Source organism: Streptomyces sp. cmx-18-6 (genome assembly GCF_046548915.1).
Lineage (GTDB): Bacteria > Actinomycetota > Actinomycetes > Streptomycetales > Streptomycetaceae > Streptomyces.
In genome coordinates this window covers 253352-278425 of record NZ_JAEBEP010000001.1, presented here as the reverse complement: position 1 = coordinate 278425, position 25074 = coordinate 253352, and the positions used below count along the sequence as shown (strand labels likewise).

The window sequence follows — 25074 nt, the reverse complement described above, 5'->3', positions numbered from 1 at the left end:
GCGACGGCGACGGCTGACGGTTGCGGATACGCCGGCACGGCGGGAACGACGACGGCCCGGCCGGGAGTTCCCCCGGTCAACCCCACGACCCTTCAGCACCGCGACGCGGCGACCCTTCAACGCGGCGGCCCGGCCACCACGGCGACCCTTCCACGCGGCTACCCTTCAGCACGGCGACGCCACCACCACGGGCGACCCGGCCCCCCTGCCCCGGCCACCCCCGAACCCCGGTCAACCCCGAACCCGGCCAACCCCGCACCCCTGTCAACACCGCGACCGCGCCCGTCGCGGACAATGGGCCCGTGCGCTACTGCATCCTCGGCACCACCCGGGCACTCCGCGACGACGGTACGGCCGTCGCCCTCGGCGGGGCGCGGCTGCGCGCCCTGCTCACCGTTCTCGCGCTGCACCCCGGGCGGGCCGTCCCGGCCGGGGTGCTCGTCGACGAGGTGTGGGACGGCGACCCGCCCGCCGACGCGGCCGGTGCGCTCCAGGCGCTGGTCGGGCGGCTGCGGCGGGCGCTCGGCCGCAGCGCCGTCGAGTCCGTGGAGAGCGGCTACCGGCTCGCCGCCGCGCCCGACGCCGTGGACCTGCACCGCTTCGAGCGGCTGGCGGGGGAGGGGAGCCGGGCGCTGGAGCAGGGCGAGGCGGACCGGGCCGTCGCCGTCCTGGACGAGGCCCTCGCGCTTTGGGACGGGCCGCCGCTCGCCGACCTGCCCGACCGTACGGCGTCCGCCTCCCGTCTGGAGTCCCGCAGGCTGGATGCCCGGCGGGCCCGGCTGGACGCGCTGCGCACCCTCGGCCGGGGCGAGGAGGCGCTGTGGGAGCTGGCCGCGCTCTGCGCCGCCCACCCGCTGGACGAACCGCTCCAGGCCCTGCGCGTCAGGGCCCTGCGGGACACCGGGCGTACGGCCGAGGCGCTGGCGGCGTACGACGAGGTCCGCACCGTACTCTCCGAACGCCTCGGCACCGACCCGGGGCCGGAACTGCGCGGCCTGTACGGGGAGCTCCTCCACCAGGAAGCCGGGCCCGGGCCCCTGAAGCCTTCCGCGCCGCGGCCCGCTCCCGGCGAGCCGCCCACCGCCCGCCCGGCCTCCCCGCCCGCGCGCCCGGCCTCCCCGCCCCCGCCCGGCAACCTCCGCGCCCGGCTCACCAGCTTCGTCGGCCGCGACCCCGACATCGCCGCCCTGCGCGAGGACCTGACCCGCACCCGCCTCGTCACCCTCCTCGGCCCCGGCGGCGCGGGCAAGACGCGGCTGTCGCAGGAGACGGCGGAGGCCGTCGCCGGAGACTGGCCCGACGGGGTCTGGCTGGCGGAACTGGCCCCCGTCGACGAACCCGACGCCGTGCCCGAGGCGGTCCTCAGCGCGCTCGGGGCCCGGGAGACCGTGCTGCGCGGGGCCGGGGCCGAGGAGCTGCGGGCCGTCGCCGAACACGACACCGGCGACCCCCTCGTACGGCTCACCGAGTACTGCTCCCGGCGGCGGCTGCTCCTCCTGCTGGACAACTGCGAGCACGTCATCGAGGCGGCCGCCGCCCTCACCGACCACCTCCTCGCCCACTGCCCCCAGCTCACCGTCCTCGCCACCAGCCGCGAACCCCTCGGCGTGCCGGGCGAGTTCGTCCGCCCCGTCGAACCGCTGCCCGACCCGATGGCGCTGCGGCTCCTCGCCGAGCGCGGGGCCGCCGCCCGGCCCGGGTTCCGCACCGACGCGGACGAGGAGACCGCCGCCGCCTGCGCCGAGATCTGCCGCCGGCTCGACGGGCTGCCGCTCGCCATCGAACTGGCCGCCGCCCGGCTGCGGATGCTCAACCCCCGCCAGATCGCGGACCGGCTGGACGACCGCTTCCGCCTCCTCACCAACGGCAGCCGGACCGTGCTGCCCCGCCAGCAGACCCTGCGCGCGGTCGTCGACTGGTCCTGGGAGCTGCTGGACGGAGCCGAACGGGCCGTCCTGCGCCGGCTCTCCGTCTTCGCCGGCGGCTGCGGGATCGCCGCCGCCGAGGAGGTCTGCGCGCTGCCCGCCCCGGGCGACGGCGTGAGCGTCGACTCCCTCGACGTCGCGGCCCTGCTCGGGTCCCTGGTCGACAAGTCCCTCGTCGTCGCCGCGCCCGGCGAGGACGCCGAGATGCGCTACCGGCTGCTGGAGACCGTGGGCGAGTACGCCGCCGAGCGGCTGGCGGACGCGGGCGAGCGGGACGCCGTGGAGCGCCGCCACCTGGTCCACTACCGGGAGTTCGCCCGGACCACCGGACCGAAGCTGCGCGGCGCCGGCCAGCGGGAGGCCATCGAGCTCTTCCGGCGCGAGTACGAGAACCTGCGCACCGCGCTCCGCCACGCCGTCGCCGCCCGGGAGGAGCAGGAGGGGCTCTGCCTCGTGCTGTCGCTGTCCTGGTACTGGATGATGCGCGACCTGAGCGCCGACGCCCGCCAGTGGGCGGCGGCGGTGGCCGCGCTCGGCCCCGACCCCTTCGCCCCGCCCGGCGTCCGGGCCCCCTCCCTGCTGGAGCGGACCACCGACCTGCCGCCGCCGTGGAAGCCCGAGCAGGTGGCGGAGGCGCGGCGCGGGGTGGGACTGATCCAGCTGGTCAGCGTGGACCACGCGATGGACGAGTGGCTGACCCCGCAGGGCCAGGAGCGGATGCGGATCATCGCCCGCACCTACCGGCCCGGGCAGCCGCAGACCTGCCGTACGCCCGGTTCGCTCTGGATGTTCGCGGTCCTGATGGCCGGCGAGGTCGACGAGCTGCGCGAGCTGATGAGCGAGACCGTGCGCGCCTCCCGGGAGTTCGGTTACGAGTGGGAGCTCGGCGCGGCGCTGGAGATGCGCGCCAAGATCCTGGCCAACCGCCCCGACTGGGCGGGCGAGGCGCTGGCCGACGCCGACGAGAGCCTGGAGATCTTCGCCCGGCTCGGCGACGCCTGGGGGGCCGCCGAGGCGCTCTCCTCGCGGGGCGAGGCGAACGAACGCGGGGGCCGGTTCACCGAGGCCGCCGAGGACTACCTCGCCGCGATCGACTACGCCCAGGCGCTCGGCGCCCGGGCCCAGGTGGCGGTGTTGCGGGCCCGCTACGCCGGAGCCCTCACCGAACTCGACCGCTTCGACGAGGCCGAGGCCATCCTGCGCGAGATCGTCCACGGCGTGCGGTCCGCGGGCCACGAGGCGATGCCGACCGCCCGGCTGCACCTGGGGTTCCTGCTCGGACGCCAGGGCCGTGTGGCGGAGGCGCGTGAGCAAGTGGACCTGCTGCGCGAGGAGTTCAGCTCCCGTACGGTCGGTGTCTTCGACGGATTCGTGCTCGGGGTGCTGGCCTGGCTGGACAACCTCACCGGCGCGTACGCCTCTGCGCTCACCGCCGCCCTGACCGCGCTGGGCCGCTCCCAGGAACGGCTGTCGATGATGATGGCCCCGCAGATGGCGTCCATGCAGCTGATGACCATCGCCAGGGCGCTCGCCGGACTCGACGCCCCCGGGGCCCCGGAGACCGCCGCCCGGATGCTCGGCCTCCAGGCGGCGCTCCTGCCTCCGGGGCACGTGCTGACCGCGATGGAGCGCCGGACCCTGGCCGAGGCCGAGGAGGCCGTACGCGCCCGGCTCGACGACGAGACGTACACGGCGGCGTACGAGGAGGGCGGCGGCCTCACCCTCGACGAGGCCACCGCCCTGGCGCAGGCGTACCGCTGACGCCTTCGGCATCCCGCCGGGCTCAGGTCTTCCTGCGGAACTTGGCGACCGCCAGCGGCGCCATCACCACCGTGATCCCGGCGGCCCAGGCGAGCGTCCACCAGACCGAGTTCCCGACCGGGAGGCCCTGCATGAGCGCGCGCGCCGCGTCCGCCAGATTGGAGAGCGGGTTGTAGTCGGTGAACGCCTGGAGCCAGCCCGGCATGGTCTGCGTCGGCGCGAAGATCGACGAGCCGAACTGGAGCGGCATCAGCACGAGCATCGTCGTGCCCTGGACCGCCTGGGCCGTCTTCATGGTCAGCCCGAGCAGGATGAAGATCCACATGATGGCCGCGCCGAAGGCCGCCGCCAGCGCGACCGCTCCGATGAGCCCGAACACCGAGCCGTTCAGCTCCATGCCGAGGGCGAACCCCATGGTCAGCAGGATGAGCGTGGCGACCATCAGCCGGCCCATCTCGACCACGATCTTGGCGACGAGCACCGAGGAGCGGGAGATGGGCATCGTCCGGAACCGGTCCATGACCCCCTTGCGGAAGTCGTCGTTGACGCCCGTGCCCACCGCCATGGCGATGTTCATGCCCATCATCGCCATCAACCCCGGCACCAGGTAGTTCACATACTCCTGCCGGTTCCCGCCGAGGCTGGCGCCGACCGAGCCGCCGAAGACGTACACGAAGAGCACGATGAAGACGATCGGCATCAGAAGGACGTCGAACATCGACTCCGGGTCCTTCTTGATCTGGAGCAGATTGCGCCGCACCAGGGCCCCGATGTGCCGCAGGTTGGCCCGCGGCCCGATCCGGCCCTCCTCGGCCGCCACGGCCTTCGACGGTGCGCCGCCCGCGGACCCGGCGGGTGCGGGGGTCAGGGTGGTGGTGCTCATGCGGCGACCTCCTGGATAGCCGGGTCGGTGAGGGGGGACGCCTTGTCGCCGGTGATCGCGAGGAACACCTCGTCCAGGCTGGGCAGGGCGGTGGAGATATGGGCGAGGGAGAACCCCCGGGCGCCCAGCAGCCCCACGACGGCGGTCAGTTGCTGGTCGCTGAGGATGGGCACGTACAGCAGCCCCTCATCCGGCACGGCCTGCGCCCCGGCGACCCCGTCGAGTCCGGCCTCCCGGACCGCCCGGGCCATCGCGGCCAGCTCGGCCGGGTCGGAGGGCCGGATGTGCAGGGTGCGGCCGCCGACCTTGGCCTTCAGCTCGTCGACCCCGCCCCGGGCGATGATCTTCCCCTTGTCGATGACCGTCAGCTCCTTGGCGAGCTGTTCGGCCTCCTCCATGTACTGGGTGGTCAGCAGGACGGTCGCGCCCTCGGCCACCATCCGCTGCACCTCGTCCCAGACCTCGTTGCGGGTACGGGGGTCGAGCCCGGTCGTCGGCTCGTCCAGGTACAGCACGGACGGGCTGCCGATCATCGAGGCGGCCAGGTCGAGCCGGCGGCGCATTCCGCCGCTGTACTCCATGGAGGCGCGCTTGGCGGCGTCGGTGAGCGAGAACCGCTCCAGCAGCTCGTCCGCGCGGGCCCGCGCCTGCTTGCGGGGCAGGTCGAGCAGCCGCCCGATCATGTAGAGGTTCTCCCAGCCGGAGAGCTTCTCGTCGACGGAGGCGTACTGCCCGGTCAGCCCTATCCGGCGGCGCAGTTGACGGGGCTGCTTCACCACGTCGTAGCCCGCGACGACCGCGTGTCCGGCGTCGGGGGTGATCAGGGTGGAGAGGCAGCGTACGAGGGTGGTCTTGCCCGCGCCGTTGGGGCCGAGCACGCCGAGGACGGTGCCTTCGCGGACGTCGAGGTCCACGCCGTCCAGTGCCTTGGTCTCGCCGTAGTGCTTGACCAGCCCCCGTACCTCGACGGCGTTCCTGCCGCTCCCGGGGTTCGTGTCGATTCGTTCCATGTCCACCATGGGACCAGCGCCCGCCGACAGCTCACCGACAGTCCGCCGACACGGGTCCGGACGCGCGCGACAGCCCGCCGATGGGGGATGTCGGCGGGCTGTCGGTGGTGCGGGAAATGGCTGGTGCGGGCCCCGGAGGGCCGGTGGATCAGTGGAAGGTGTGCTCCGGCGCGGGGAACGCGCCGCCCACGACCTCGTCGGCGAACTCCTTCGCCGCGTCCCCGAGCACCTTGCGCAGGTTCGCGTACTGCTTGGTGAAGCGCGGCGTCCTGCCGCCGGTCAGCCCGACCATGTCGGTGTAGACGAGCACCTGCGCGTCGGTCGCGGAACCCGCGCCGATGCCGACGGTCGGGATGTGCAGCGTGCGGGTGACCTCGGCGGCCAGCTCCTCCGGTACGAGCTCCAGCACGACGGCGAACGCCCCCGCGTCCTGGACCGCCTTGGCGTCGCGCAGCAGCTGCTGGGCCGCCTCCTCGCCCCGCCCCTGCACCCGGTAGCCCATGGCGTTGACCGACTGGGGGGTCAGGCCGATGTGGGCCATGACCGGGATGCCCGACTCGACCAGCAGCCGGATCTGCTCGTGGGACCGCTCGCCGCCCTCCAGCTTGACCGCGCCGACGCCCGCCTCCTTGACCAGCCGGGTCGCGTTGCGCAGCGCCTGGACGGGGCCTTCCTGGTACGAGCCGAAGGGGAGGTCACCGACGATGAGGGCGCGCTTGGTGCCGCGTACGACGGCTGCGGACAGCATGGCCATCTCGTCCATGGTGACGGGCACGGTGGTCTCGTAGCCGAGGTGACAGTTGCCCATCGAGTCCCCGACGAGCATGACCGGGATGCCCGCCTCGTCGAAGACGGACGCGGTCATCGCGTCGTAGGCGGTGAGCATCGGCCACTTCTCGCCGCGCTCGGTGGCGGCGGCGATGTCGTGGACGGTGATGCGGCGGGTGGACTTCCCTCCGTACAGCGCCTTGCCGTTGTCGGGGGAGGCGCCTGCGGGCGAGGGCGGGGTCTGTGCGGGCGAGTCCTGTGCGGAAGGGATCTGTCCGGGCGAGTCCTGTGCGGACGGATTCGGTGCGGACGGATTCTGTGCAGCCTGAAGCGACATGGCTGGTGAACTCCTTCGTCATCTCGAGGCGCCCTGACGGCGTCCCCGGATCCCTTCCATGGTGGCATCCCGCCCGGGCAAACGGGAAGTGGGCCCGCAAGGCCCCCTGTCGGCCGGAGACTGTTGGGCAAAGCTTTTACAATACGAGACGGTCTCGTATCGAAATGGCGTTAGGCTCGCTCCCATGTCCCTACCGTCCTCCTCCGCCTCGGCCTCCGCCGGCTCGGCTCCCTCGTCCGCGCCCGCCGCCGAGCCCCGCATACCCGAGGCGGTCCACCGCCGCCGCTGGTGGATCCTCACCGTCCTGATGTTCAGCCTGCTCATCGTGGTGCTGGACAACTCGATCCTGAACGTCGCGGTCAAGACGATCGCCAGCCCCGCGCCCACCGGCGTCGGCGCCACCCAGAGCGAGCTGGAGTGGGCGATCAACTCCTACACGCTCGTCTTCGCCGGGCTCCTGTTCACCGCCGGTCTGCTCGGCGACCGCGTCGGCCGCAAGAAAGTGCTCCTCTTCGGCATCCTGGTCTTCGGCCTCGGCTCGGCCCTGGCCGCGTTCTCCGCCTCGCCCGGGGAGCTCATCACCTGGCGCGCGCTGATGGGCTTCGGCGCGGCCTTCGTGATGCCCGCCACCCTCGCGGTCCTGATGAACGTCTTCGAGCGCGACGAACAGCCCAAGGCCATCGGCATCTGGGCGGGCAGCGTCGGCCTCGGCATCGCGATCGGCCCGATCACCGGCGGGCTGCTCCTGGAGCACTTCTGGTGGGGCTCGATCTTCCTCGTCAACGTCCCGGTGGTGGTGCTCGCCCTGGTCGCCATGGTGATCCTGGTCCCGGACTCCCGCGACCCGAAGCCCGGCAAGGTCGACCCGCCGGGCGTGGTGCTCTCCATCGTCGGGCTGGTCCTGCTGGTGTACGGGATCATCCGGGGCGGCGAGCTGGCCGACTTCACCGACGCCACCGTGCTGCTCTCCATCGCCGGCGGACTGCTGGTGCTGGCCGGATTCGTCTGGCACGAGAAGCGCAGCAGCCACCCGGCGATCGACATCACGTACTTCAGGAAGCCCGCGTTCTCCGCCGCCGTCGCCGCCATAGCGCTGGTCTTCTTCGCGCTCATGGGCGTGACCTTCTTCTCCGCCTTCTACCTCCAGAGCGTGCGCGGCTACAGCGCCCTCCAGTCCGGCCTGCTGATCCTTCCGCTCGCCGTCGCCCAGATGATCTTCGCGCCTCGGGCCCGGCTGGTCGTGGACCGCTTCGGGGCCCGCGCGGTCTGCACGGTCGGCATGCTGCTGGTCGCCGCCGGGCTCGCGTCGTTCGCCCTGTTCGACGCCGGTACGCCGGTGTGGGTGCTGTGCCTCGTCTTCTTCGTCCAGGGCGCCGGGATGGCGCACATCATGCCGCCCGTCACGGTGGCCGTGATGCAGGCGCTGCCCCGCGAGAAGGCCGGTTCCGGATCCGCCGTCAACAACACCTTCCGCCAGGTCGGCGGCGCGCTCGGGATCGCGGTCCTCGGCTCGGTGCTCTCCACCGTCTACCGGGGGGACATCGAGGGCCACCTCGGCGCGGTCCCGGCCGGGGCCAGGGACGTGGCGGGGGAGTCCATCGAGGCCACGCTCGGCGTCGCCGCGAAGCTCGGCCCAGTGGCCGGAAAGCCTCTGGCCGCCGCCGCTGCCGACGCGTTCATCAGCGCCATGCACGTGACCGCGCTCGGCTCGGCGGCCGTCGCCCTGGTCGGCGCGCTGGTGGTGGGCCTGTACCTGCCGGGCCGGGAGCCGGCCGTCACCGAGGAGCCCGCGGACCGGCCGGCGAAGGAGCCGGTGGGCCGCTGACGGGCCGGCGGACGTCGTCCCGGGCGTCGGGGCGTCGCCGTCCCGAGCGCCGAGCGCGGCCGTCCGGCGCACCGGGTCTCGTCGTCCGGCTTGCGGCGGCCGTCGTCCCGTGCCTCGCCGGTCGGCGAGAATCGGGGCGACGGTCGTACGACGGCACGGCGAAAGGCGGCTTCAGGTGCGGGACCAGGACGGCGAGCAGGACCGGCACGACGCGCGGGAGGACTGTGACGCGCGGGGCGACGGGGCGCAGGACCCCGAGCCCCGCCGGGGCCGCCCCCGCAGCGCCGCCGTGGAGCGGGCGATCCTGGACGCCGTCATCGCCCTCCTGGAGGCGGGCGAACCCCTGGCCGGCCTCTCCATCGAACGCATCGCGCGCACGGCGGGCGTCGGCAAGGCCACCATCTACCGCCGGTGGGCCGGAAAGGAAGAGCTCTTCGTCGACGTCGTACGGGACATGGAGCCCGTCGACCCGCCCGTCTCCGGCACCGCCGGCCTCGCGGACCTGCGCGTCCTGCTGGAGTCCCTGCGCACCCGGGGCCTCGCCCAGCGCTCCTCGGTGCTCCTGCACAACATCTTCGCCCAGATGAAGAGCCACCCGAAGCTGTGGGACGAGTACCACGCCACGGTGATCGGCCCCCGGCGCCTCGCGATCCTGGAGGCGGTGCGGCGGGCCGTCGCCGCGGGGGAGCTGCGCGGCGACCTCGACGTGGAGTTGATCGACGACCTCTTCGTCGGCCCGATGCTCGTCCGTACCGTGCACCGCCCCGACGCCCCCCTCCCCGAGGACCTCGCCGACCGCATCATCACGGCGCTGCTCCAGGGACTCGCCCCCGCCGCGGCGACCGGCGGCCGAAGAGCCTCCGAGGAGGGGCCGGGCGGGGCGCGTTCCGGGGCGGCGCGCCGAGTGTGATCGTTCTGTCACAAGCCCCCGCCGACCGCCCCGGACCGGAACCTCTCATCCCGCTCCGCTCGTCCTGCTGACGGAAGGGCCGTCGTCGGCGGCAGGAAAGACGCCGTTCATCGCCTAGGGTCGAGGGCGCGGCGATGGTGCGGAGCAAGGCAGTGAGGACGAGTGCGATGGTGCAGGCGTACGGAGCGGACACGGGCAACGGAAGCGCGGAGCAGCCGAAGCCCACCGGATCCCGCTTCCGGGACCTGCGCGACAGACTCGCCCGGGACCGGGGGATCTGGCGGCGCGGGATCGTGCTGGCGATCTGCTCGGTGCTGCTGGCCCTGCTGATGATCGTCCACGCGCGGGTCCCGAACCGGGTCGGCAACCTCGGCAGCCTCATCGAGACGTTCCTGCCGTGGATAGCGCTGTTCGTCCCGGTGCTGCTGCTCCTGGCGCTGGTGCGGCGCTCCGCGACCGCGCTGATCGCCCTGCTGCTGCCCGCCGTGGTCTGGCTCAACATCTTCGGCGGCCTGATCACCGACAAGTCCGGCACCGGCGGCGATCTCACCGTCGCCACCCACAACGTGAACGCGGGCAACCCCGACCCCGCCGGCACCGCCCAGCAGGTCGCGGGCTCCGGGGCGGACGTCGTGGCCCTCCAGGAACTGCCGGGCGGGCAGGTGTCGACGTACGAGAAGTCGCTCGCCGTCCGCTACCCGTACCACTCGGTCCAGGGCACGGTCGGGCTGTGGAGCAAGTACCCGCTCAGCAACACCAGGCCCGTCGACATCAAGATGGGCTGGACCCGGGCGATGCGCTCCACGGTCAAGGCGCCCCAGGGCGAGGTCGCGGTGTACGTGGCCCACCTGCCCTCGGTCCGGGTGAAACTGCACGCCGGGTTCACCGCCAACCAGCGCGACGACAGCGCCGACGCCCTCGGCGAGGCCATCGCCGACGAGCGGGTCGAGCGCGTCGTCCTGCTCGGCGACCTCAACGGCACGATGAACGACCGCTCCCTGAACGCCGTCACCTCCCAGATGCGCTCCACCCAGGGCGCGGCGGGCGACGGCTTCGGGTTCAGCTGGCCCGCCTCGTTCCCGATGGCCCGGATCGACCAGATCATGGTCAAGGGCGTCGAGCCGAAGTCCTCCTGGACCCTGGCGGCCACCGACAGCGACCACCTGCCGATCGCGGCGCGCGTGGAGCTGTGACCACGGCCGCGCAACCGGCCGTTCACCTCGCGGCACAAAACGTCTGCGACAATTTGTTCCAGTCACTTACATAAGCGGTACCAGCCGTCGCCCGGAGCCAGCTCCGAGGCGACGGCTCTGTTCTGCCCGTACTCCGCCTCCGGGCGCCCCCGCTCCACCGTGAAAGGTCCCTCCCCATGCCTCTGGCCCTGCTGGCCCTGGCCGTGAGCGCCTTCGGCATCGGCACGACCGAGTTCGTCATGATGGGCCTGCTGCCCAACGTGGCGGACGACCTGGGCACGTCCGTGCCGACCGCCGGCTACCTCGTATCGGCGTACGCGATCGGCGTCGTCCTGGGCGCGCCCCTGCTCACCGGCCTCGGCTCCCGCATCCCGCGCAAGAAGATGCTGCTGCTCCTGATGGCGCTGTTCACCATCGGCAACCTGGCCTCGGCGCTCGCCCCCGACTTCGGCTGGCTGCTCGCGGGCCGCTTCCTCGCCGGACTCCCGCACGGGGCGTTCTTCGGCGTCGGCGCGGTCGTCGCCGCCCGGCTGGTCGCCGAGGGCCGCCAGGCGCGGGCGGTGGCGACGATGTTCCTCGGCCTGACGGTCGCCAACATCGTCGGCGTGCCCGCCGCCACCCTGCTCGGCCAGCACCTCGGCTGGCGGGCCACCTTCCTGGTCGTCGCCCTGATCGGCCTCACCGCGATGGCGGCCCTGGCCCGCCTGGTGCCCCGTATCCCGGTCGAGGCCCACCAGGACGTCCGCCGCGAGCTGCGCGCCCTCGGCAACCGCCAGGTGCTCCTGGGCCTGCTCACGGCCGTCTTCGGCTTCGCCGGGGTCTTCGCGGTGTACTCGTACCTCTCGGCCATGACCACGAAGGCGATGGGCTTCGGCGAGTCCTCCGTCACCGTGGTCCTCGCCCTCTTCGGCATCGGGATGACCCTGGGCGCACTGGCGGCCGGCCCGCTCACGGACCGGGCGCTGCGCCCGACGCTGTACGGCTCGCTCGGCGCGCTGGCGGTGGTCCTGGTGGTGTTCCCGTTCACGGTGCACGTGCAGTGGGCGGCACTGGTGATGGTGGTGCTGCTGGGCGGCGTCGGGTTCATGACGACGACCCCGCTCCAGATGCTGGTCATGAACAAGGCGAAGGACGCCCCGACCCTGGCCTCCGCCTCCAACCACTCGGCCTTCAACCTCGCCAACGCGGGCGGCGCGTGGCTGGGCGGCGTGGCGATCGCGGCGGGCTGGGGCTGGACGTCCCCGGCGTTCGTGGGCGCGGTCCTGGCGGTCATCGGCCTGACAGTGGCGGCCACGGCGGGCTGCCTGGACCGGGGGACGGGCCGGACGTCGAGGGTGGTGGCCCACCAAGCCGGTCCGGCACCCGAGGACAAGCCCCCGGCCCGGGCGGCCGCAACCTCCAGCCGGTCCGGCACCCCTTCCAGCCCGTCCGGCGTTTGAGGACGGAACCGTTGGGCCGGGCGGGCCTGAGGCGACGTCGCCTCCGAGCCAGTCGGGCCATCCCAGCCGGTCCGGCACCCCTTCAAGCCGGTCCGGCGTTTGAGGACGGACCCGTTAGGCCGGGCGGGCCCGCGGCCACGTCGCCCCCGGGGCAAGTCGGGCCACCCCAGCCCGTCCGGCGCTTGAGGACGAAGAGCGGCCACCGGACGCCCCCGGTGACCACCCCCCGCTACGACGACTCGCGCCAACGATTCGTGATCGGCAACCGCCGGTCCTTCCCGAACCCCTTCGGCGAGATCTTCGTCCCCGGCGGATACTGCCGCCGCTTGTACTCCGCCGTATCCACCATCCGCAACGTCTTCGCCACCAGCTCCGCGTCGAACCCGGCCGCCACGATCGCGTCCATCCCCTGATCCCGGTCCACATACAGCTCCAGGATCGCGTCGAGCACGTCGTAGTCCGGCAGCGAGTCCGTGTCGACCTGCCCCGGCCTCAGCTCCGCGCTCGGCGGCTTGGTGATCGACGCCTCCGGGATCGGCGGGGTCTGGCCCCGCTCCTCGGCGGCCCGGTTGCGCCACTTCGCCAGCCGGAAGACCCACGACTTGTAGACGTCCTTGATCGGCCCGTACGCGCCGACCGCGTCCCCGTACAGCGTGGAGTAACCGACCGCCAGCTCCGACTTGTTGCCCGGCGCCAGCACGATCTGCCCCTCCTGGTTGGAGATGGCCATCAGCGTCGTACCGCGCAGCCGCGCCTGGAGGTTCTCCTCCGCGAGCCCGCTGAGCTCCAGCGACCCCATGTACGCGTCGAACATCGGCGCGATCGGCACCGTACGGAAGTTGAGCCCGGTCCGCCGCGCCAGCTCGGCCGCGTCGCCCTTGGAGTGGTCCGAGGAGTACTTCGACGGCATCGAGACGCCGTACACGTTCCCCGCGCCGAGCGCGTCGCACGCGATGGCCGCGCAGAGCGCCGAGTCGATCCCGCCGGAGAGCCCGAGCAGCACACTGCTGAAACCGTTCTTCGCGGCGTACGCGCGGAGCCCGACGACCAGCGCCGAGTAGACCTCCTCCTCGTCGTCCAGCCGCTCCGCGTATCCGCCCGCGAGCTCCGGCTCGTACGCGTCCAGGGGCCGGTCGGACAGCACCACGTGGTCGATGCGCAGCCCGTCGTCCACCACGCCCGAGGGTGCGACGGCGTCGGCGGCGGGCAGTTCCAGGTCGAGGATGACACTGCCCTCGGAGAACTGCGGGGCGCGGGCGACGACCTCGCCCTCCTTGTCGACGACGATCGAGTCGCCGTCGAAGACCAGCTCGTCCTGCCCGCCGATCATCGCCAGGTACGCGGTCGTGCAGCCGGCCTCCTGGGCCCGCTTGCGGACCAGATCCAGCCGGCTGTCGTCCTTGTCCCGCTCGTACGGCGAGGCGTTGACCGACAGCAGCAGCCCCGCCCCGGCGGACCGGGCGGCGGGGACGCGCCCGCCGTCCTGCCAGAGGTCCTCGCAGATCGCGAGGGCCACGTCGATGCCGTGGACCCGTACGACGGGCATCGTGTCGCCCGGCACGAAGTACCGGAACTCGTCGAACACCCCGTAGTTCGGCAGGTGGTGCTTGGCGAAGTTGAGCGCGATCCGCCCCCGGTGCAGCACGGCCGCCGCGTTGCGCGGGGAACCGGCCGGCTGCCCGAACCGCTCGGCGGTCTCTTCGGAGCGGTCCAGGTAGCCGACGACGACCGGCAGCTCGCCGAAGCCCTCCGCTTCGAGCCGGGCGGCCAGCGCACGCAGCGCCTGACGCGAGGCTTCCACGAAGGACGACCGCAGGGCCAGGTCCTCGACGGGGTATCCGGTCAGCGCCATCTCGGGGAACGCCACCAGGTGGGCGCCCTGTTCGGCGGCGTGCCGGGTCCAGTGGACGATCGCCTCCGAGTTGCCGGAGAGGTCACCGACGGTCGAGTCGATCTGATTCAGTGCGAGGCGTAGTTGAGGCACGCGGCCCAGTGTAATCGTCTTTCTGACGCGATGTCCTGGCGGGCCGGGCAAAATCTCACCCGGCCCACCGAAGGCGCAGGTCAGAGGTGCTTTCCGGCCTGACCTGCTGAAGACGTCACATCAGTCGCGATAGCCGAGAACCGTTCAGTCGCGATAGCCGAGAACCGTTCAGTGGCGATAGCCGAGGACCGTCATCATCCCCGCCTCCGCGTGGTAGACGTTGTGGCAGTGGACCATCCACAGCCCCGGGTTGTCGGCGTCGAACTCCACGGTCAGCGACCGGTGCGGCAGCACGATCGCGGTGTCCTTGCGCGCCCCGGCGGCGTTCCCCGCCAGCGCGAAGGTGTGCCCGTGCAGATGCAGCGGGTGCCACATGGCCGTCCCGTTGTCGAAGACGAGCCGCACGCGTTCGCCCGCCTCCATCGGCCTGCGCTGCCCGGCGGCGTACGGCTGTCCGTCGAAGGCCCAGTCGTACTCCGCCATCCCGCCGGTGAGCCGCATCCGGATGGTCCGGTCCGGCGCACGTGCCGCGAGCGCCGCCGACTCGTCCGGAACCAGCCGCCCCGCCTCGACCAGCTTCCCGTCCAGCTCCCTGGGCCGTACGGAGGCGGTGGGCGCGGCGCCGCTCCCGGTCGTCCGCAGCACGGCGAGGGCCGACGCCTCCTTCCCTCCGGCCTTCTTGCCCTCCGCGAGGGCGGTCAGAGGGAAGACCCCGTCCCCGGCGGTGACGAGGACGTCGTACCGCTCGCCCATCCCCAGCAGCAGCGCGTCCCCCGTGGTGTGCCGGACGGGGAAGCCGTCGGTGTGGGTGACCGTCAGCCGGTGCCCGCCGAGCGCGACGCGGAAGGCGGTGTCGCCGCCGGCGTTGATGATCCGCAGCCGAACGCGCTCACCGGGCCGCGCCCGGAACGTCTCCGGATCGTCCGCCACCCGCCCGTTGACGAGGTAGTACGGATAGGCCACATCACCGGCGTCGCCGCCGAGCAGCTCACTGCGGGCGTCCATCGTCATCCGCGAGGGCCCACGGCCGTCCGGATCGTCCTCGCCGGAACCGGACATGGAGTGCGCGCCATGATCCATCCCGCCGCCGTCGCCCATCCCCCCGGACAGCTCCTCCAGCACGGCGTCCGGAGTGGACCCCGCCACCCCGTCGACCCAGTCGTCGAGGACGACGACCCACTCCTTGTCGTACGCCAACGGCTCCTTCGGGTCCTCGACGATCAGCGGCGCGTAGAGCCCCCGGTCCTGCTGGACGCCGGAGTGCGGGTGGAACCAGTACGTCCCCGGATGCGGCACCGCGAACCGGTAGCGGAAGCCGGCCCCCGGCGCGATGTCCCGCTGGGTGAGCCCGGGGACCCCGTCCATGTCGTTGCGCAGGGCGAGGCCGTGCCAGTGCATCGAGGTGGGCTGCGGGAGGTGGTTGGCCAGGGTGAGGTCGAGCGTGTCGCCGGCGGTCACCCGCACCTCGCGCCCGGGCAGCCGGTCGCCGTACGCCCAGGAGGGGACGGTGACGCCGCCGCCGAGGTCCAGCCGGGTACGGGTGGCGGTGAGGGAGACCTTGCGCACGGGGCCGGAGCCGCGCGCCGCCTCGGCCGCCGCGACCTCCTTGCCGCCGGGGGAGACGTACGTACCGCCCGGGTCCTGGACACCGCCGGGGGAGTGGGAGCCGTCGTGGCCGCCACCGCCGGAACAGGCGGCGAGGACTCCCGTACCGGCGACGGCGAGAGCGGCGCCGAGCAGGGCGCGTCGGGTGGGTTGCGTGGGGCGGGTGGAGTGCGTGGGTCGGGTGGGGTCCATGGGCATGCTGAAGACACCTCTGAAGAGCAGCTGTTGGTTGGTTCGGGAAGGGGCGGAGGTGAGACGCCCCGTCCTAAATGCGCAGCACCGAAATGCCGGCGAGCACCGATATCGGGGGAGGAGGGTTCGGCCGCGGCACGCGCAGGAGTCCCGCACCGATGGGCGTACCGCCCGTCCGCCCGTCCGCGCGCAGCCCGAACAGCCGCGCGGTGAGGACGACGAGACCCCAGACGCCGAGGACGGCGAGACAGACGGAGAGCGGGTCCATGCCGCTCATGGGGGCGTCGTCGGGGGAGTGGTGCGAGGGGTGGCCCGCGTCGGAGGAGGCCCCGGCGGCCGGCGCGGTCGCTGCTTCAACCACGGGCACGGGCACGGGCATCGGGTGCGCGGCGCCGGACACGGCCACGGGCATCGGGTGCGCGGTGTCGGACACGGCCACGGGCATCGGGGGTGCTGCGCCGGCCACGGGCAGTGCGGGCATGGCCACGGCCGCTGGGGGTGCGGCGGCCCCACGGTCCGCGTGCTCGGCCGGATGTCCGACCGTATGCATGGTGACGATGCCGAAGAGCAGCGCGGCGAGCAGCAGGAGCTGCCCGTACATCACGCTCCCGCTCCCGCTCCGCACCCCGCCACCCGTGCCGGCCATGGCGCCACCCTACCCCCGGTGGGTATAAGGACAGGCGGCGGCCCGGCACCCCTGGGGATGCCGGGCCGCGAAAGGCGGGGGCGCTCAGCTGCGGGAGTAGACCTTCTCCGCCCAGGCCGCGATCTGCTCCTCGGTGAGGTGCTGCGCGAGATCGGCCTCGCTGATCATGCCGACCAGCTTCTTGTTCTCCACGACGGGCAGCCGGCGGATGCGGTGGTTCTGCATCTCCTCCAGGACCGCGTTCACATCCGCCCCCGCGTCGATCCAGCGCGGCGTGCCCTGGGCGAGATCGCCCGCGGTCACCTTCGAGGGGTCGTGGCCCATGGCCACACAGCCGACGACGATGTCGCGGTCCGTGATGATGCCGACCATCCGGTCGGAATCACCGTTGGCCGAGACGGGCAGCGCGCCCACGTTGTGCTCACGCATCAGCTGCGCCGCACGGTCGAGCGTCTCGTGGGCGGGGATCCAGCGGGCCCCGCTGTGCATGATGTCTTTGGCGGTCGTCATGGGGTTTTCCTCCTGCGTGCCGATGGCACTGCCGTACGGCCCCGAGCGCAACCCATCGTCACGGGCCCGCTCCGGGCGCGCGACCGCAATCACCCGTTCGGGTGTACTGGTACGAGGGCGAAGGCTGACGCCCGGCGTACGGCCACGCCTCAGGTACGGGGCTTCGCCCCGCGCGCGGCCAGCATGTCGCGCATGAGCCCCAACTCGGACTGCTGACCCTCGACCATGCCCCCGGCGAGCCGCTTCTCCGCCGGGACGGTGCACAGCGAAGCGCACGCCTCCGCCATGGCGACGTCGCCCTTGTGGTGGTCGGTCATCAACTGGAGGAAGAAGACCTCGGCCCGCGCACCCTTGAGGCTCCCGAGCCGCTTGAGCTCGTCCTTGCCGGCCATGCCCGGCATCAACGCCCCCGCGGGGCCCCCGTGATGCTCCCCGTGGCCACCGTGCCCCTGAGCGCCGTCGCCCATCCAGGCCATGGGCTTCTCCCCGCCCGGGGCGACCTTCGGCAGCTCCCACAGGTCGAGCCAGCCCAGCAGCATGCCGCGCTGGTTGGCCTGGGTGTTGGCGATGTCGTAGGCGAGGCGGCGTACGTCCTCGTCGTCCGTGCGGTCGCGGACGATGAAGGACATCTCCACGGCCTGCTGGTGGTGCACGGCCATGTCCCGGGCGAACCCGGCGTCGGCGGAACCGGTGGCCGGCACACCGGGCTCCCCGTCACCGCGCGCGGAGGCGACGGTGGCGGCCCCCGCCAGGAGCAGGGCGAGCACCACGGCGGCTCCGGCCACCCACCGCACCCGCCGGGTCCGCCGGGTCCGAAGCCGCTCCCCGCTCTCGCCGTCGCCGTCGCTCTCGCCGTGGCCCTCGCCCCGCTCCGCACGCCCTCGTACGGCGGTCACTGCGGCACCGTCGCCAGCCCGCCGGTGCACGGGGCGCCGAACTCCGGGGTCTGCTTGCCCTGGACGTACTGCGCGAGGAACTGGTCCACGCGCCCGTCCTCGGCGCTGTCCACCGTCACCTGCTTCCCCCACGCGCTGAGCATGATCGCGCCTTCCTGGCCCGGGTAGGGGCTCATCAGGGTGAACGGGGTGCTCCGGACCCGCTCGGCGAGCTTGGCGACGTCCGCGGCGGCGGCCCGGTCGTTGTAGGTGATCCAGACCGCGCCGTGTTCCAGGGAGTGGACCGCGTTGACGTCCGGGACGGCCTTTTCGTATACGTCGCCGTCGCAGTTGAGCCAGGACTGGTTGTGGTCGCCGCCGACAGGAGGCTTCATCGGATAGTCCACGGCCCCGGCCACGTGCTTGCGCCCGAGCTCGCTCGCGTCCCAGGACTCGAGCCCCTCGATGGCTCCGCCGGTGTCGCTCCCGTTCCCGCCGGGCTGCTTGTCGTCCTGCGCGGGGGAGCCGCCCGCACGGTTCTCCCCCGTCTGCTCCCCCGACTTCTCCTGCGCCCCGTTCCGTGCCTCGGCCGTGTCCAGCATCAGGTACGTGCCGAAGCCCACCGCGGCGGCCACGACGGCTGCGCCGAGCCCCAGGACGAGGGCCCGGGCACGGGAGGAGCGCGCACTGCCGCCGGCCTGCGGAGGGTGCGGGGGCTGAGGGGGGTACGGGGGGTGGGCGCCGTACCGGGGGTCGTGGGGGGCGCTGGGACCACGGGGGTCGCGGGGATCACGGGGGTCGAAACTCATGGCGTCGAGTCCTTCTGCGAAAGGGTGGGGGAGACGGCCGGAGGCGCGCTGACCGATGCGCGCGGACGGGCGGGGAAGGCGGCCACCGCCCCCGCGCGCCACGGTCGCCGATCGTAGTGGGTGGCCGGGTGCTCCCTCTCACACCGTGTGCGTAATCTGGGGGAAATCCCGGGTCGCGATACTGAAGTGTCCCCCTACCCCGGGCGGTGGTGCACGGACCGTCTGAACTGCAAGGATGTGGCAATGGACAAGCAGCAGGAATTCGTCCTCAGGACCCTTGAGGAGCGCGACATCCGCTTCGTGCGGCTGTGGTTCACCGACGTCCTCGGGTTCCTCAAGTCCGTCGCCGTGGCCCCGGCAGAGCTGGAGCAGGCATTCGACGAAGGCATCGGCTTCGACGGCTCCGCCATCGAGGGCTTCGCCCGGGTGTACGAATCGGACATGATCGCCAAGCCGGACCCGGGCACCTTCCAGATCCTGCCCTGGCGTGCGGAGGCCCCCGGCACCGCGCGGATGTTCTGCGACATCCTGATGCCGGACGGCTCCCCGTCCTTCGCCGACCCGCGTTACGTGCTCAAGCGCATCCTCGCCAAGACCTCGGACCTCGGCTTCACCTTCTACACCCACCCCGAGATCGAGTTCTTCCTCCTGAAGAACAAGCCGGTCGACGGCACGCGCCCGACCCCGGCGGACAGCTCCGGCTACTTCGACCACACCCCGCAGAACGTGGGCATGGACTTCCGCCGCCAGGCGATCACGATGCTCGAATCGATGGGCATCTCGGTCGAGTTCAGCCACCACGAGGGCGCACCCGGCCAGCAGGAGATCGACCTGCGGTACGCGGACGCGCTCTCCACGGCGGACAACATCATGACGTTCCGCCTGGTGATGAAGCAGGTGGCGCTGGAGCAGGGCGTGCAGGCCACGTTCATGCCCAAGCCCTTCTCGGAGTACCCGGGTTCGGGCATGCACACCCACCTCTCCCTCTTCGAGGGCGACCGCAACGCGTTCTACGAGTCGGGCGCGGAGTACCAACTCTCCAAGGTGGGCCGCTCGTTCATCGCGGGCCTGCTGACGCACGCGGCGGAGATCTCGGCCGTCACCAACCAGTGGGTCAACTCCTACAAGCGCATCTGGGGCGGCTCCTCCCGCGCGGCCGGCGCGGGCGGCGAGGCCCCCTCGTACATCTGCTGGGGCCACAACAACCGCTCCGCCCTCATCCGCGTCCCGATGTACAAGCCCGGCAAGACCGGCTCGGCCCGCGTGGAGGTCCGCTCCATCGACTCCGGCGCCAACCCCTACCTCACCTACGCGGTCCTGCTCGCCGCGGGCCTCAAGGGCATCGAGGAGGGCTACGAACTCCCGGCCGGCGCCGACGACGACGTCTGGGCCCTCTCCGACGCGGAGCGCCGCGCGATGGGCATCGAGCCGCTCCCGCAGAACCTGGGCGAGGCGATCTCCCTCATGGAGAAGAGCGAACTGGTCGCCGAGACACTGGGCGAGCACGTCTTCGACTTCTTCCTCCGCAACAAGAAGCAGGAGTGGGAGGAGTACCGCAGCGAGGTCACGGCCTTCGAGCTGAAGAACCTGCTGCCGGTGCTGTAGCGGCGGGGGCGGACAGGCCGGGCGCTGTCGCAGCGCCTGTTACGCGGCTTCGGGCCGGCGGTGACTCCACCGCCGGCCCGAAGTGGTCCACCGCCCCGCCCTCGCCCTCCCCTCATCCCCCGACAACCGCCGGTGGCAAGGGAATCCATGCGCCATCATGGGGCAGGACCGCAGGGTGCAGTTCACGTGCTTTCGCCCGGCAGGGGAGAGTGCGAGTGGCAAGGGGAGCCGCAGTGGCTGGAGTATCCGGGCAGGCCAGGGTGTGGGTGTGGGCGACGGCCGTGCTGTCGGGGGTGGCGGTCGTCGCTCTCGTTCTCGTGGCGATCTTCGCCGACCTGGATTCGGCGGACCGGCTCGCGAGCGTGGCCGGGGCTGCCTTCGCCGCGCTCGGCCTCGTCGTCGCCGTCGTACAGCTCGCCCGTTCCGGCAGTGCCGCACCACCGGTCACGGGAGCCCGCTCGGTCCAGGCCGGGGGCAGTATCGGACGCGCCGTCACCGGTGACCACAACCGCCTGTACGGATCGGCGCCCGCGGTGCCGGCCACGCCCGTACCGACTCCTCCGCCGGCCGGCCCGACGCCTCCGGGGGAGCGGGGGGTCTCCGCCGCCGGGAACATCGGCGAGGCGGTCACGGGCGACGGGAACGAACAGCGGTGACATGGTGGCGCCGCTTCAGCAAGACTGCCGCCGCCGCCCACGACTTCGCCTGTGACACGGCTGAAGACTCACCCGGGCCACGGGCGATCACGGCTGAAGGCTCACCCGGGCCACGCGCGATCACGGCGGACGGCGATGTGGGGTGGGCCGTGACCGGGGACAACAACCACACGGTCGTCAACAACCTCGTCCTCGGCAGCGGCCCCAAGACGCTGTCGTCGGTCTACGAGGAGGAGATCAGGTACTTGGCGGCGGCTCATTTCCAGGGGCGCGAGAGCGAACTCGCCGCCATGGACGCCTTCGCCGCCGGTGAGGACCCGGCCGGCACCGGCTACTGGCGGTGGCTCGCGCCGGCCTGGTCGGGCAAGACCGCCCTCATGGCCCAGTTCGCTCTGCGCGGCCGGGAGGGAGTGGACGTGATCGCCTTCTTCATCACCGCACGTATGGCAGGCCGGTCCGACCGCACCGCCTTCCTGACCACCGTTCAGAATCAGCTGCGCGCCTACCTCCAGGACGGTGACGTCGACTGCACCGGCTACGGCGGCTTCTCCGACGCGCTGAACCGGGCCGCCCGGCAGGCGCGGTCCCACGGCAGACGGCTCGTCCTGATGATCGACGGGATGGACGAGGACAGCGGTGTGGAGTCGGCCGCCAGCGGCTACAGCATCGCGGGCCTTCTCCCGCGCACGCTGCCGGACGGCCTCCACGTGATCGTCGCGGGCCGCCCCAACCCTCCCGTCCCCAGCGACGTGGCTCCCGACCACCCCCTGCGCTCGCCCACGATCAGTCACCGCCTGGCCGACTCCGCCGCCGCACGCGCCGTCCGCGCGGACGCGGAACGCAGCCTCGAAGCACTCAACGCCGCCGGAGGGATCTCCCTGGATCTCGTCGGCCTGACGGCAGCGGCGGGCGGTGGTCTCAGCGCCGCCGATCTCTCGCTCCTCACCAAGGAATACACGGCGCGACGCATCGAGGTCGTCCTCGGTGGCGCCACAGGGCGCTCGTTTCAGCTTCGTCCCGCTCAATGGGCGACGACACACGACGGTTCGCCCGTCCCGCTCTATTCCTTCGCGCACCAGGAACTCCTTTCCGGCGCCCGCCAGCTCCTCCCCGTCCCGCTGCTCGACGGCTACCGGGACCGGGTTCATGAATTCGCGGAAATCTACCGAAAGAAGGGATGGCCGGCCGATACGCCCGAGTACATGTTGACGGGTTACCCGCAGATGGTTCGCGAACAGCGGGACGCCCCGCGCCTCACCGCGCTGGCGACGGATTCGGCGCGGCACGAGCGGCTGTGGCAGACGACCGGCACCGACACACGTGCTCTCACCGAGATCGGCGACGCCTTCACCCTGCACCTGGCGTCGACCGAACCCGACCTGCGTTCCTGCGTTCAGCTCGCTCACTGTCGCGACGGGCTCGAACAGAAGGTCCTCAACGTTCCGGAGGCGGCGATTCGGGCCTGGGCCAGGGCCGGGTACATCCGCAAAGCCGTGGCTCTGGCCGCCGCCCGGGCTGAGTTCTCTGCTCACGGCAGTGGTTTCGGTGACATCCTTCGTGAGGCTTTGAAGGCGGCTGAATCCGGAATGGTCATGGAGGCCGTGCACGCCATCCCCGAGAACAGGGGACGGGACTCGGTACTCCGTGATTGTGTCGCGGTCTTCGCGAAGGAGAACCACCTGCGAGAGGCCGCGGACGCGGCCCGTGCGCTGACCGATCACCACGCCCGTGCCCAGGCGCTGACGGAGGTGGCGGAAGCGCTGGTGAAGGCAGGTGAATCGGATCAAGGCGCGGAACTCGCGCAGGCCGCCGCCGAGATATTCCGCACCATCGCCGACCCCGGCTATCGAGCGGAGGGTATGGCCTGTGCGACGGCGGCGATCGCGAAGGCGGGCCGGAAGGACCGAGCTGGAGAACTCGCTCGCGCCGCCGTCGAAGCAGCCCGCGCCGTCGGCGACCCCGAGGACCGGGTCAACGCTCTGGTGAGTGCGGCGGTGGCGCTCGCTCAGGCCGGTGAGACGGAGGAAGCCGTGGAACTCGCCCGAGCCGCCGCAGACATAGCCCGCGCCCTCGGCGAACCCGAGGAGCAGGCGTCGGCGCTGGGCGAAGCGGCAAAGGGCTTGCTGGTGCTGAACAGGACGGACGAGGCGGCCCGTCTGCCCCGGCTCATCGCTGCCCCCGGCCTTCGCTGCACGGAACTACTGGATCTGGCGCGGTTCCTCGTCACGGAAGGCAGGGCGGACGAAGCCGCCGACTTCGCCCGACTCCTCGCCGAGGCGGTCGGTGCCATGACCGACGCCGAGCAGCGGGTGCCGACACTGGCCGCTGCGGCCGGGGTGCTGGCGCGGGCGGGGAAGGCGGACGAAGCCTCAGAACTCGCCCGCGAGGCCATCGGACTGGCGCGCACCACCATCGACGCCGATGGCCGAGTCCCAGCACTGGAAGGTGTGGCGCGCCTCCTGGCGGTTACCGGAGAGGCGGAGAATGCTGCCCACCTGGCTCACGCGATCACGGACCCTCGTTCCCGGGCAACGGCGCTGACGGCCGTGGTGCGGGAGCAGGCCACAGCGGGGAAAACGGACGAAGCCGCCCGTCTGGCCCGTACGATCGTTGATCCCGGTCAGCGGGCCTTGGCGCTGTCGGCCGTGGCGGTGGCGCTGGCGGACGCCGGGGAGAGCGCACGGGGGAGGGAGCTGGCACAGGCCGCCGCCGAAGCGGTCCGTTCCGTCAATGTCTCCGAACGCCGGGCCGGGGCCTTGGCACAGGTGGCAGAGGCTTTCGCCAAGGCCGGCGAGCCGCAACAAGCCGCCCACCGTGCTCAGGAGGCTGCCGAAGCGGCCCGGGCCACCACCGATCCCGACTGGCATGCCACGGTCCTGACACGGGTGGCACGGGCGCTGGCGGGGGTGGGGAGAGCAGACGAAGCGGCAGAACTGGCCCACGGAGCCGCCAGAGTGCTCACCACGAGCGAAGATCCGCGCGATCGGGCCTTCGGTGTGGCACAGGCGGCAGAAGTGCTGGCGAGGGCGGGCCGGAACGAGCAAGCTGTGGAACTCGCCCGCATCGCTGTCGAAGCGGCCTGCGCGGGCGAACGGTATCTGCATACCGCAGGGCTGATGGCTGTGGTGCAAGCGCTGCTGGTGGCGGAGAGAACGGATGAAGCCGGCCGCGTCGCCCGCACGATCGCCGACGCCGACCATCGGACGTCGGCGCTGGCGATCGTGGTGGCGTCGCTGACGGAGGCGGGAGAGACGGAACGGGGGATGGAGCTGGCGCAGGCCGCCGCTGAATCGGCCCGTACCGTCACCGGCCCCGAAGCCCGGTCGGGGGCCCTGGTGCAGGCGGCGGAAGCGATCGCGAAGGCGGGTGGAACGGATCAGGCCGCGGAACTCCTGCGGGCTGCGGCGGAAGCGGCTCGCACCGTCACCGCCGCCGACGAGCGGGCCAGGGCGATGGCGGGAGTGGCGACATCGCTGGTGAAGACCGGCGAGACGGAACAAGCCGTGCAACTCGCGGAGGCCGCTGCCGAGGTGGCCCGCGGCGCCACCAACCCCCGGTGGCGTGCCTGGGCCCTGAGAGAGGTGGCTCAGGCACTGATGATGGCGGGAAGGGCGGACCAGGCGATCCGCCTCGCCCACACCATCACGGAACCGAATGATCGGGCCTCAGCACTGGCGGACGCCGCCCACACGCTCGCGATCACCGGCCAGGCGGACCGCGCCGCCGAAGTCGCCCGCGCCGCCGCCGAGACAGCCCGAGCGACCGGGAGCCCTCAGCGGCGAGCCATGGCCCTGTTGGCTGTGGTGCACGCGCTGGTGGCGGCTGGAAGGGCGGACGAGGCAGGGAAGATCGCCTATGCCATCGTCGAATCGAAACCGCGAGCCGCCGCACTCTCGGGCATCGCCCGGCACTGCGCCGGGACGCCTCGCGGAAGAGAGCTGCTCGCGTGGTCCCTCTCCCTGGAATCACTGAGCAGCCTGGCCGAAGAGGTGGCGCTCCTGGCGCCGGACGTCCTGGACGAGATGGTGCGCTGTACGCGTCAGTCGCTGGGAGGCGCTCAGCCCTGAATCCGCCGTGGGCCGGTGCGGCCCCGTGGAACCGGCCGCACCGCCGCGCGGACCTCGGCGCAGGCGGGCCCGCA

The 25074-nt window shown here is 72.3% G+C and carries 17 protein-coding genes; 8 read left to right on the top strand and 9 right to left on the bottom strand.

Annotated features, from left to right (window positions below; all coding sequences use genetic code 11):
• Positions 1–302: 302 nt before the first annotated feature.
• A complete protein-coding gene (locus ACLJPL_RS01190) occupies positions 303–3686 on the top strand; it encodes a BTAD domain-containing putative transcriptional regulator (RefSeq protein ID WP_411078744.1) in 3384 nt (1127 codons plus the stop codon).
• A gap of 22 nt (positions 3687–3708) precedes the next feature.
• Here ACLJPL_RS01190 and ACLJPL_RS01185 read toward each other — a convergent pair whose 3' ends face one another.
• The 3 genes from ACLJPL_RS01185 to panB all read right to left on the bottom strand — a co-directional run bounded on the left by ACLJPL_RS01185 (position 3709) and on the right by panB (position 6684).
• A complete protein-coding gene (locus ACLJPL_RS01185; RefSeq protein WP_411078743.1) occupies positions 3709–4569 on the bottom strand; it encodes an ABC transporter permease in 861 nt (286 codons plus the stop codon).
• A complete protein-coding gene (locus ACLJPL_RS01180) occupies positions 4566–5588 on the bottom strand; it encodes an ATP-binding cassette domain-containing protein (RefSeq protein WP_411078742.1) in 1023 nt (340 codons plus the stop codon). Before ACLJPL_RS01180 ends, ACLJPL_RS01185 begins: the two co-directional genes overlap by 4 nt.
• Positions 5589–5727: 139 nt before the next feature.
• Positions 5728–6684 carry a 3-methyl-2-oxobutanoate hydroxymethyltransferase gene (panB, locus tag ACLJPL_RS01175; protein ID WP_411078741.1) on the bottom strand — a complete coding sequence of 319 codons (957 nt, stop codon included), beginning with the start codon at positions 6682–6684 and terminating at the stop codon, positions 5728–5730.
• Between the two features lie 184 nt (positions 6685–6868).
• Here panB and ACLJPL_RS01170 point away from each other — a divergent pair, with 184 nt between their 5' ends.
• From ACLJPL_RS01170 to ACLJPL_RS01155, 4 genes are all read left to right on the top strand, one after another.
• Positions 6869–8509 (top strand): MFS transporter, encoded by a 1641-nt coding sequence (locus tag ACLJPL_RS01170; protein ID WP_411078740.1) that lies wholly within the window; start codon positions 6869–6871, stop codon positions 8507–8509.
• 175 nt (positions 8510–8684) lie between these two features.
• A complete protein-coding gene (locus tag ACLJPL_RS01165; protein WP_411078739.1) occupies positions 8685–9419 on the top strand; it encodes a TetR/AcrR family transcriptional regulator in 735 nt (244 codons plus the stop codon).
• A 167-nt stretch (positions 9420–9586) separates the two neighbouring features.
• Positions 9587–10612, top strand: a complete 1026-nt coding sequence (locus ACLJPL_RS01160) for an endonuclease/exonuclease/phosphatase family protein (RefSeq protein WP_411078738.1) — start codon at positions 9587–9589, stop codon at positions 10610–10612.
• A 176-nt stretch (positions 10613–10788) separates the two neighbouring features.
• On the top strand, positions 10789–12051 hold the full coding sequence (locus ACLJPL_RS01155) for an MFS transporter (RefSeq protein WP_411078737.1): 1263 nt from the start codon (positions 10789–10791) through the stop codon (positions 12049–12051).
• A 229-nt stretch (positions 12052–12280) separates the two neighbouring features.
• Here the strand turns inward: ACLJPL_RS01155 and ACLJPL_RS01150 are convergent, their stop codons facing one another.
• The 6 genes from ACLJPL_RS01150 to ACLJPL_RS01125 form a co-directional block, all read right to left on the bottom strand.
• Positions 12281–14035 (bottom strand): NAD+ synthase, encoded by a 1755-nt coding sequence (locus tag ACLJPL_RS01150; RefSeq protein ID WP_411078736.1) that lies wholly within the window; start codon positions 14033–14035, stop codon positions 12281–12283.
• A 168-nt stretch (positions 14036–14203) separates the two neighbouring features.
• A complete protein-coding gene (locus ACLJPL_RS01145) occupies positions 14204–15832 on the bottom strand; it encodes a multicopper oxidase family protein (RefSeq protein ID WP_411079430.1) in 1629 nt (542 codons plus the stop codon).
• A gap of 73 nt (positions 15833–15905) precedes the next feature.
• Positions 15906–16478: a hypothetical protein gene (locus ACLJPL_RS01140; RefSeq protein WP_411078735.1), complete on the bottom strand. Its 573-nt coding sequence runs from the start codon at positions 16476–16478 to the stop codon at positions 15906–15908.
• Between the two features lie 84 nt (positions 16479–16562).
• The gene (locus ACLJPL_RS01135; RefSeq protein ID WP_411078734.1) at positions 16563–16988 is read right to left on the bottom strand and encodes a CBS domain-containing protein; all 426 of its coding nucleotides are present in this window, start codon (positions 16986–16988) and stop codon (positions 16563–16565) included.
• Between the two features lie 149 nt (positions 16989–17137).
• On the bottom strand, positions 17138–17782 hold the full coding sequence (locus tag ACLJPL_RS01130; RefSeq protein WP_411079429.1) for a DUF305 domain-containing protein: 645 nt from the start codon (positions 17780–17782) through the stop codon (positions 17138–17140).
• A gap of 98 nt (positions 17783–17880) precedes the next feature.
• The gene (locus ACLJPL_RS01125) at positions 17881–18672 is read right to left on the bottom strand and encodes a DUF3105 domain-containing protein (RefSeq protein ID WP_411078733.1); all 792 of its coding nucleotides are present in this window, start codon (positions 18670–18672) and stop codon (positions 17881–17883) included.
• Between the two features lie 243 nt (positions 18673–18915).
• Between ACLJPL_RS01125 and glnA the strand changes: the two genes are divergently transcribed.
• The 3 genes from glnA (at position 18916) to ACLJPL_RS01110 (ending at position 25000) form a co-directional block, all read left to right on the top strand.
• A complete protein-coding gene (gene glnA, locus ACLJPL_RS01120; protein ID WP_003969536.1) occupies positions 18916–20277 on the top strand; it encodes a type I glutamate--ammonia ligase in 1362 nt (453 codons plus the stop codon).
• Positions 20278–20510: 233 nt separating this feature from the next.
• Complete coding sequence (locus ACLJPL_RS01115; protein WP_411078732.1) at positions 20511–20933, top strand: hypothetical protein; 423 nt, start codon at positions 20511–20513, stop codon at positions 20931–20933.
• A 290-nt stretch (positions 20934–21223) separates the two neighbouring features.
• Positions 21224–25000, top strand: a complete 3777-nt coding sequence (locus ACLJPL_RS01110) for a hypothetical protein (protein ID WP_411078731.1) — start codon at positions 21224–21226, stop codon at positions 24998–25000.
• Positions 25001–25074: the final 74 nt, after the last annotated feature.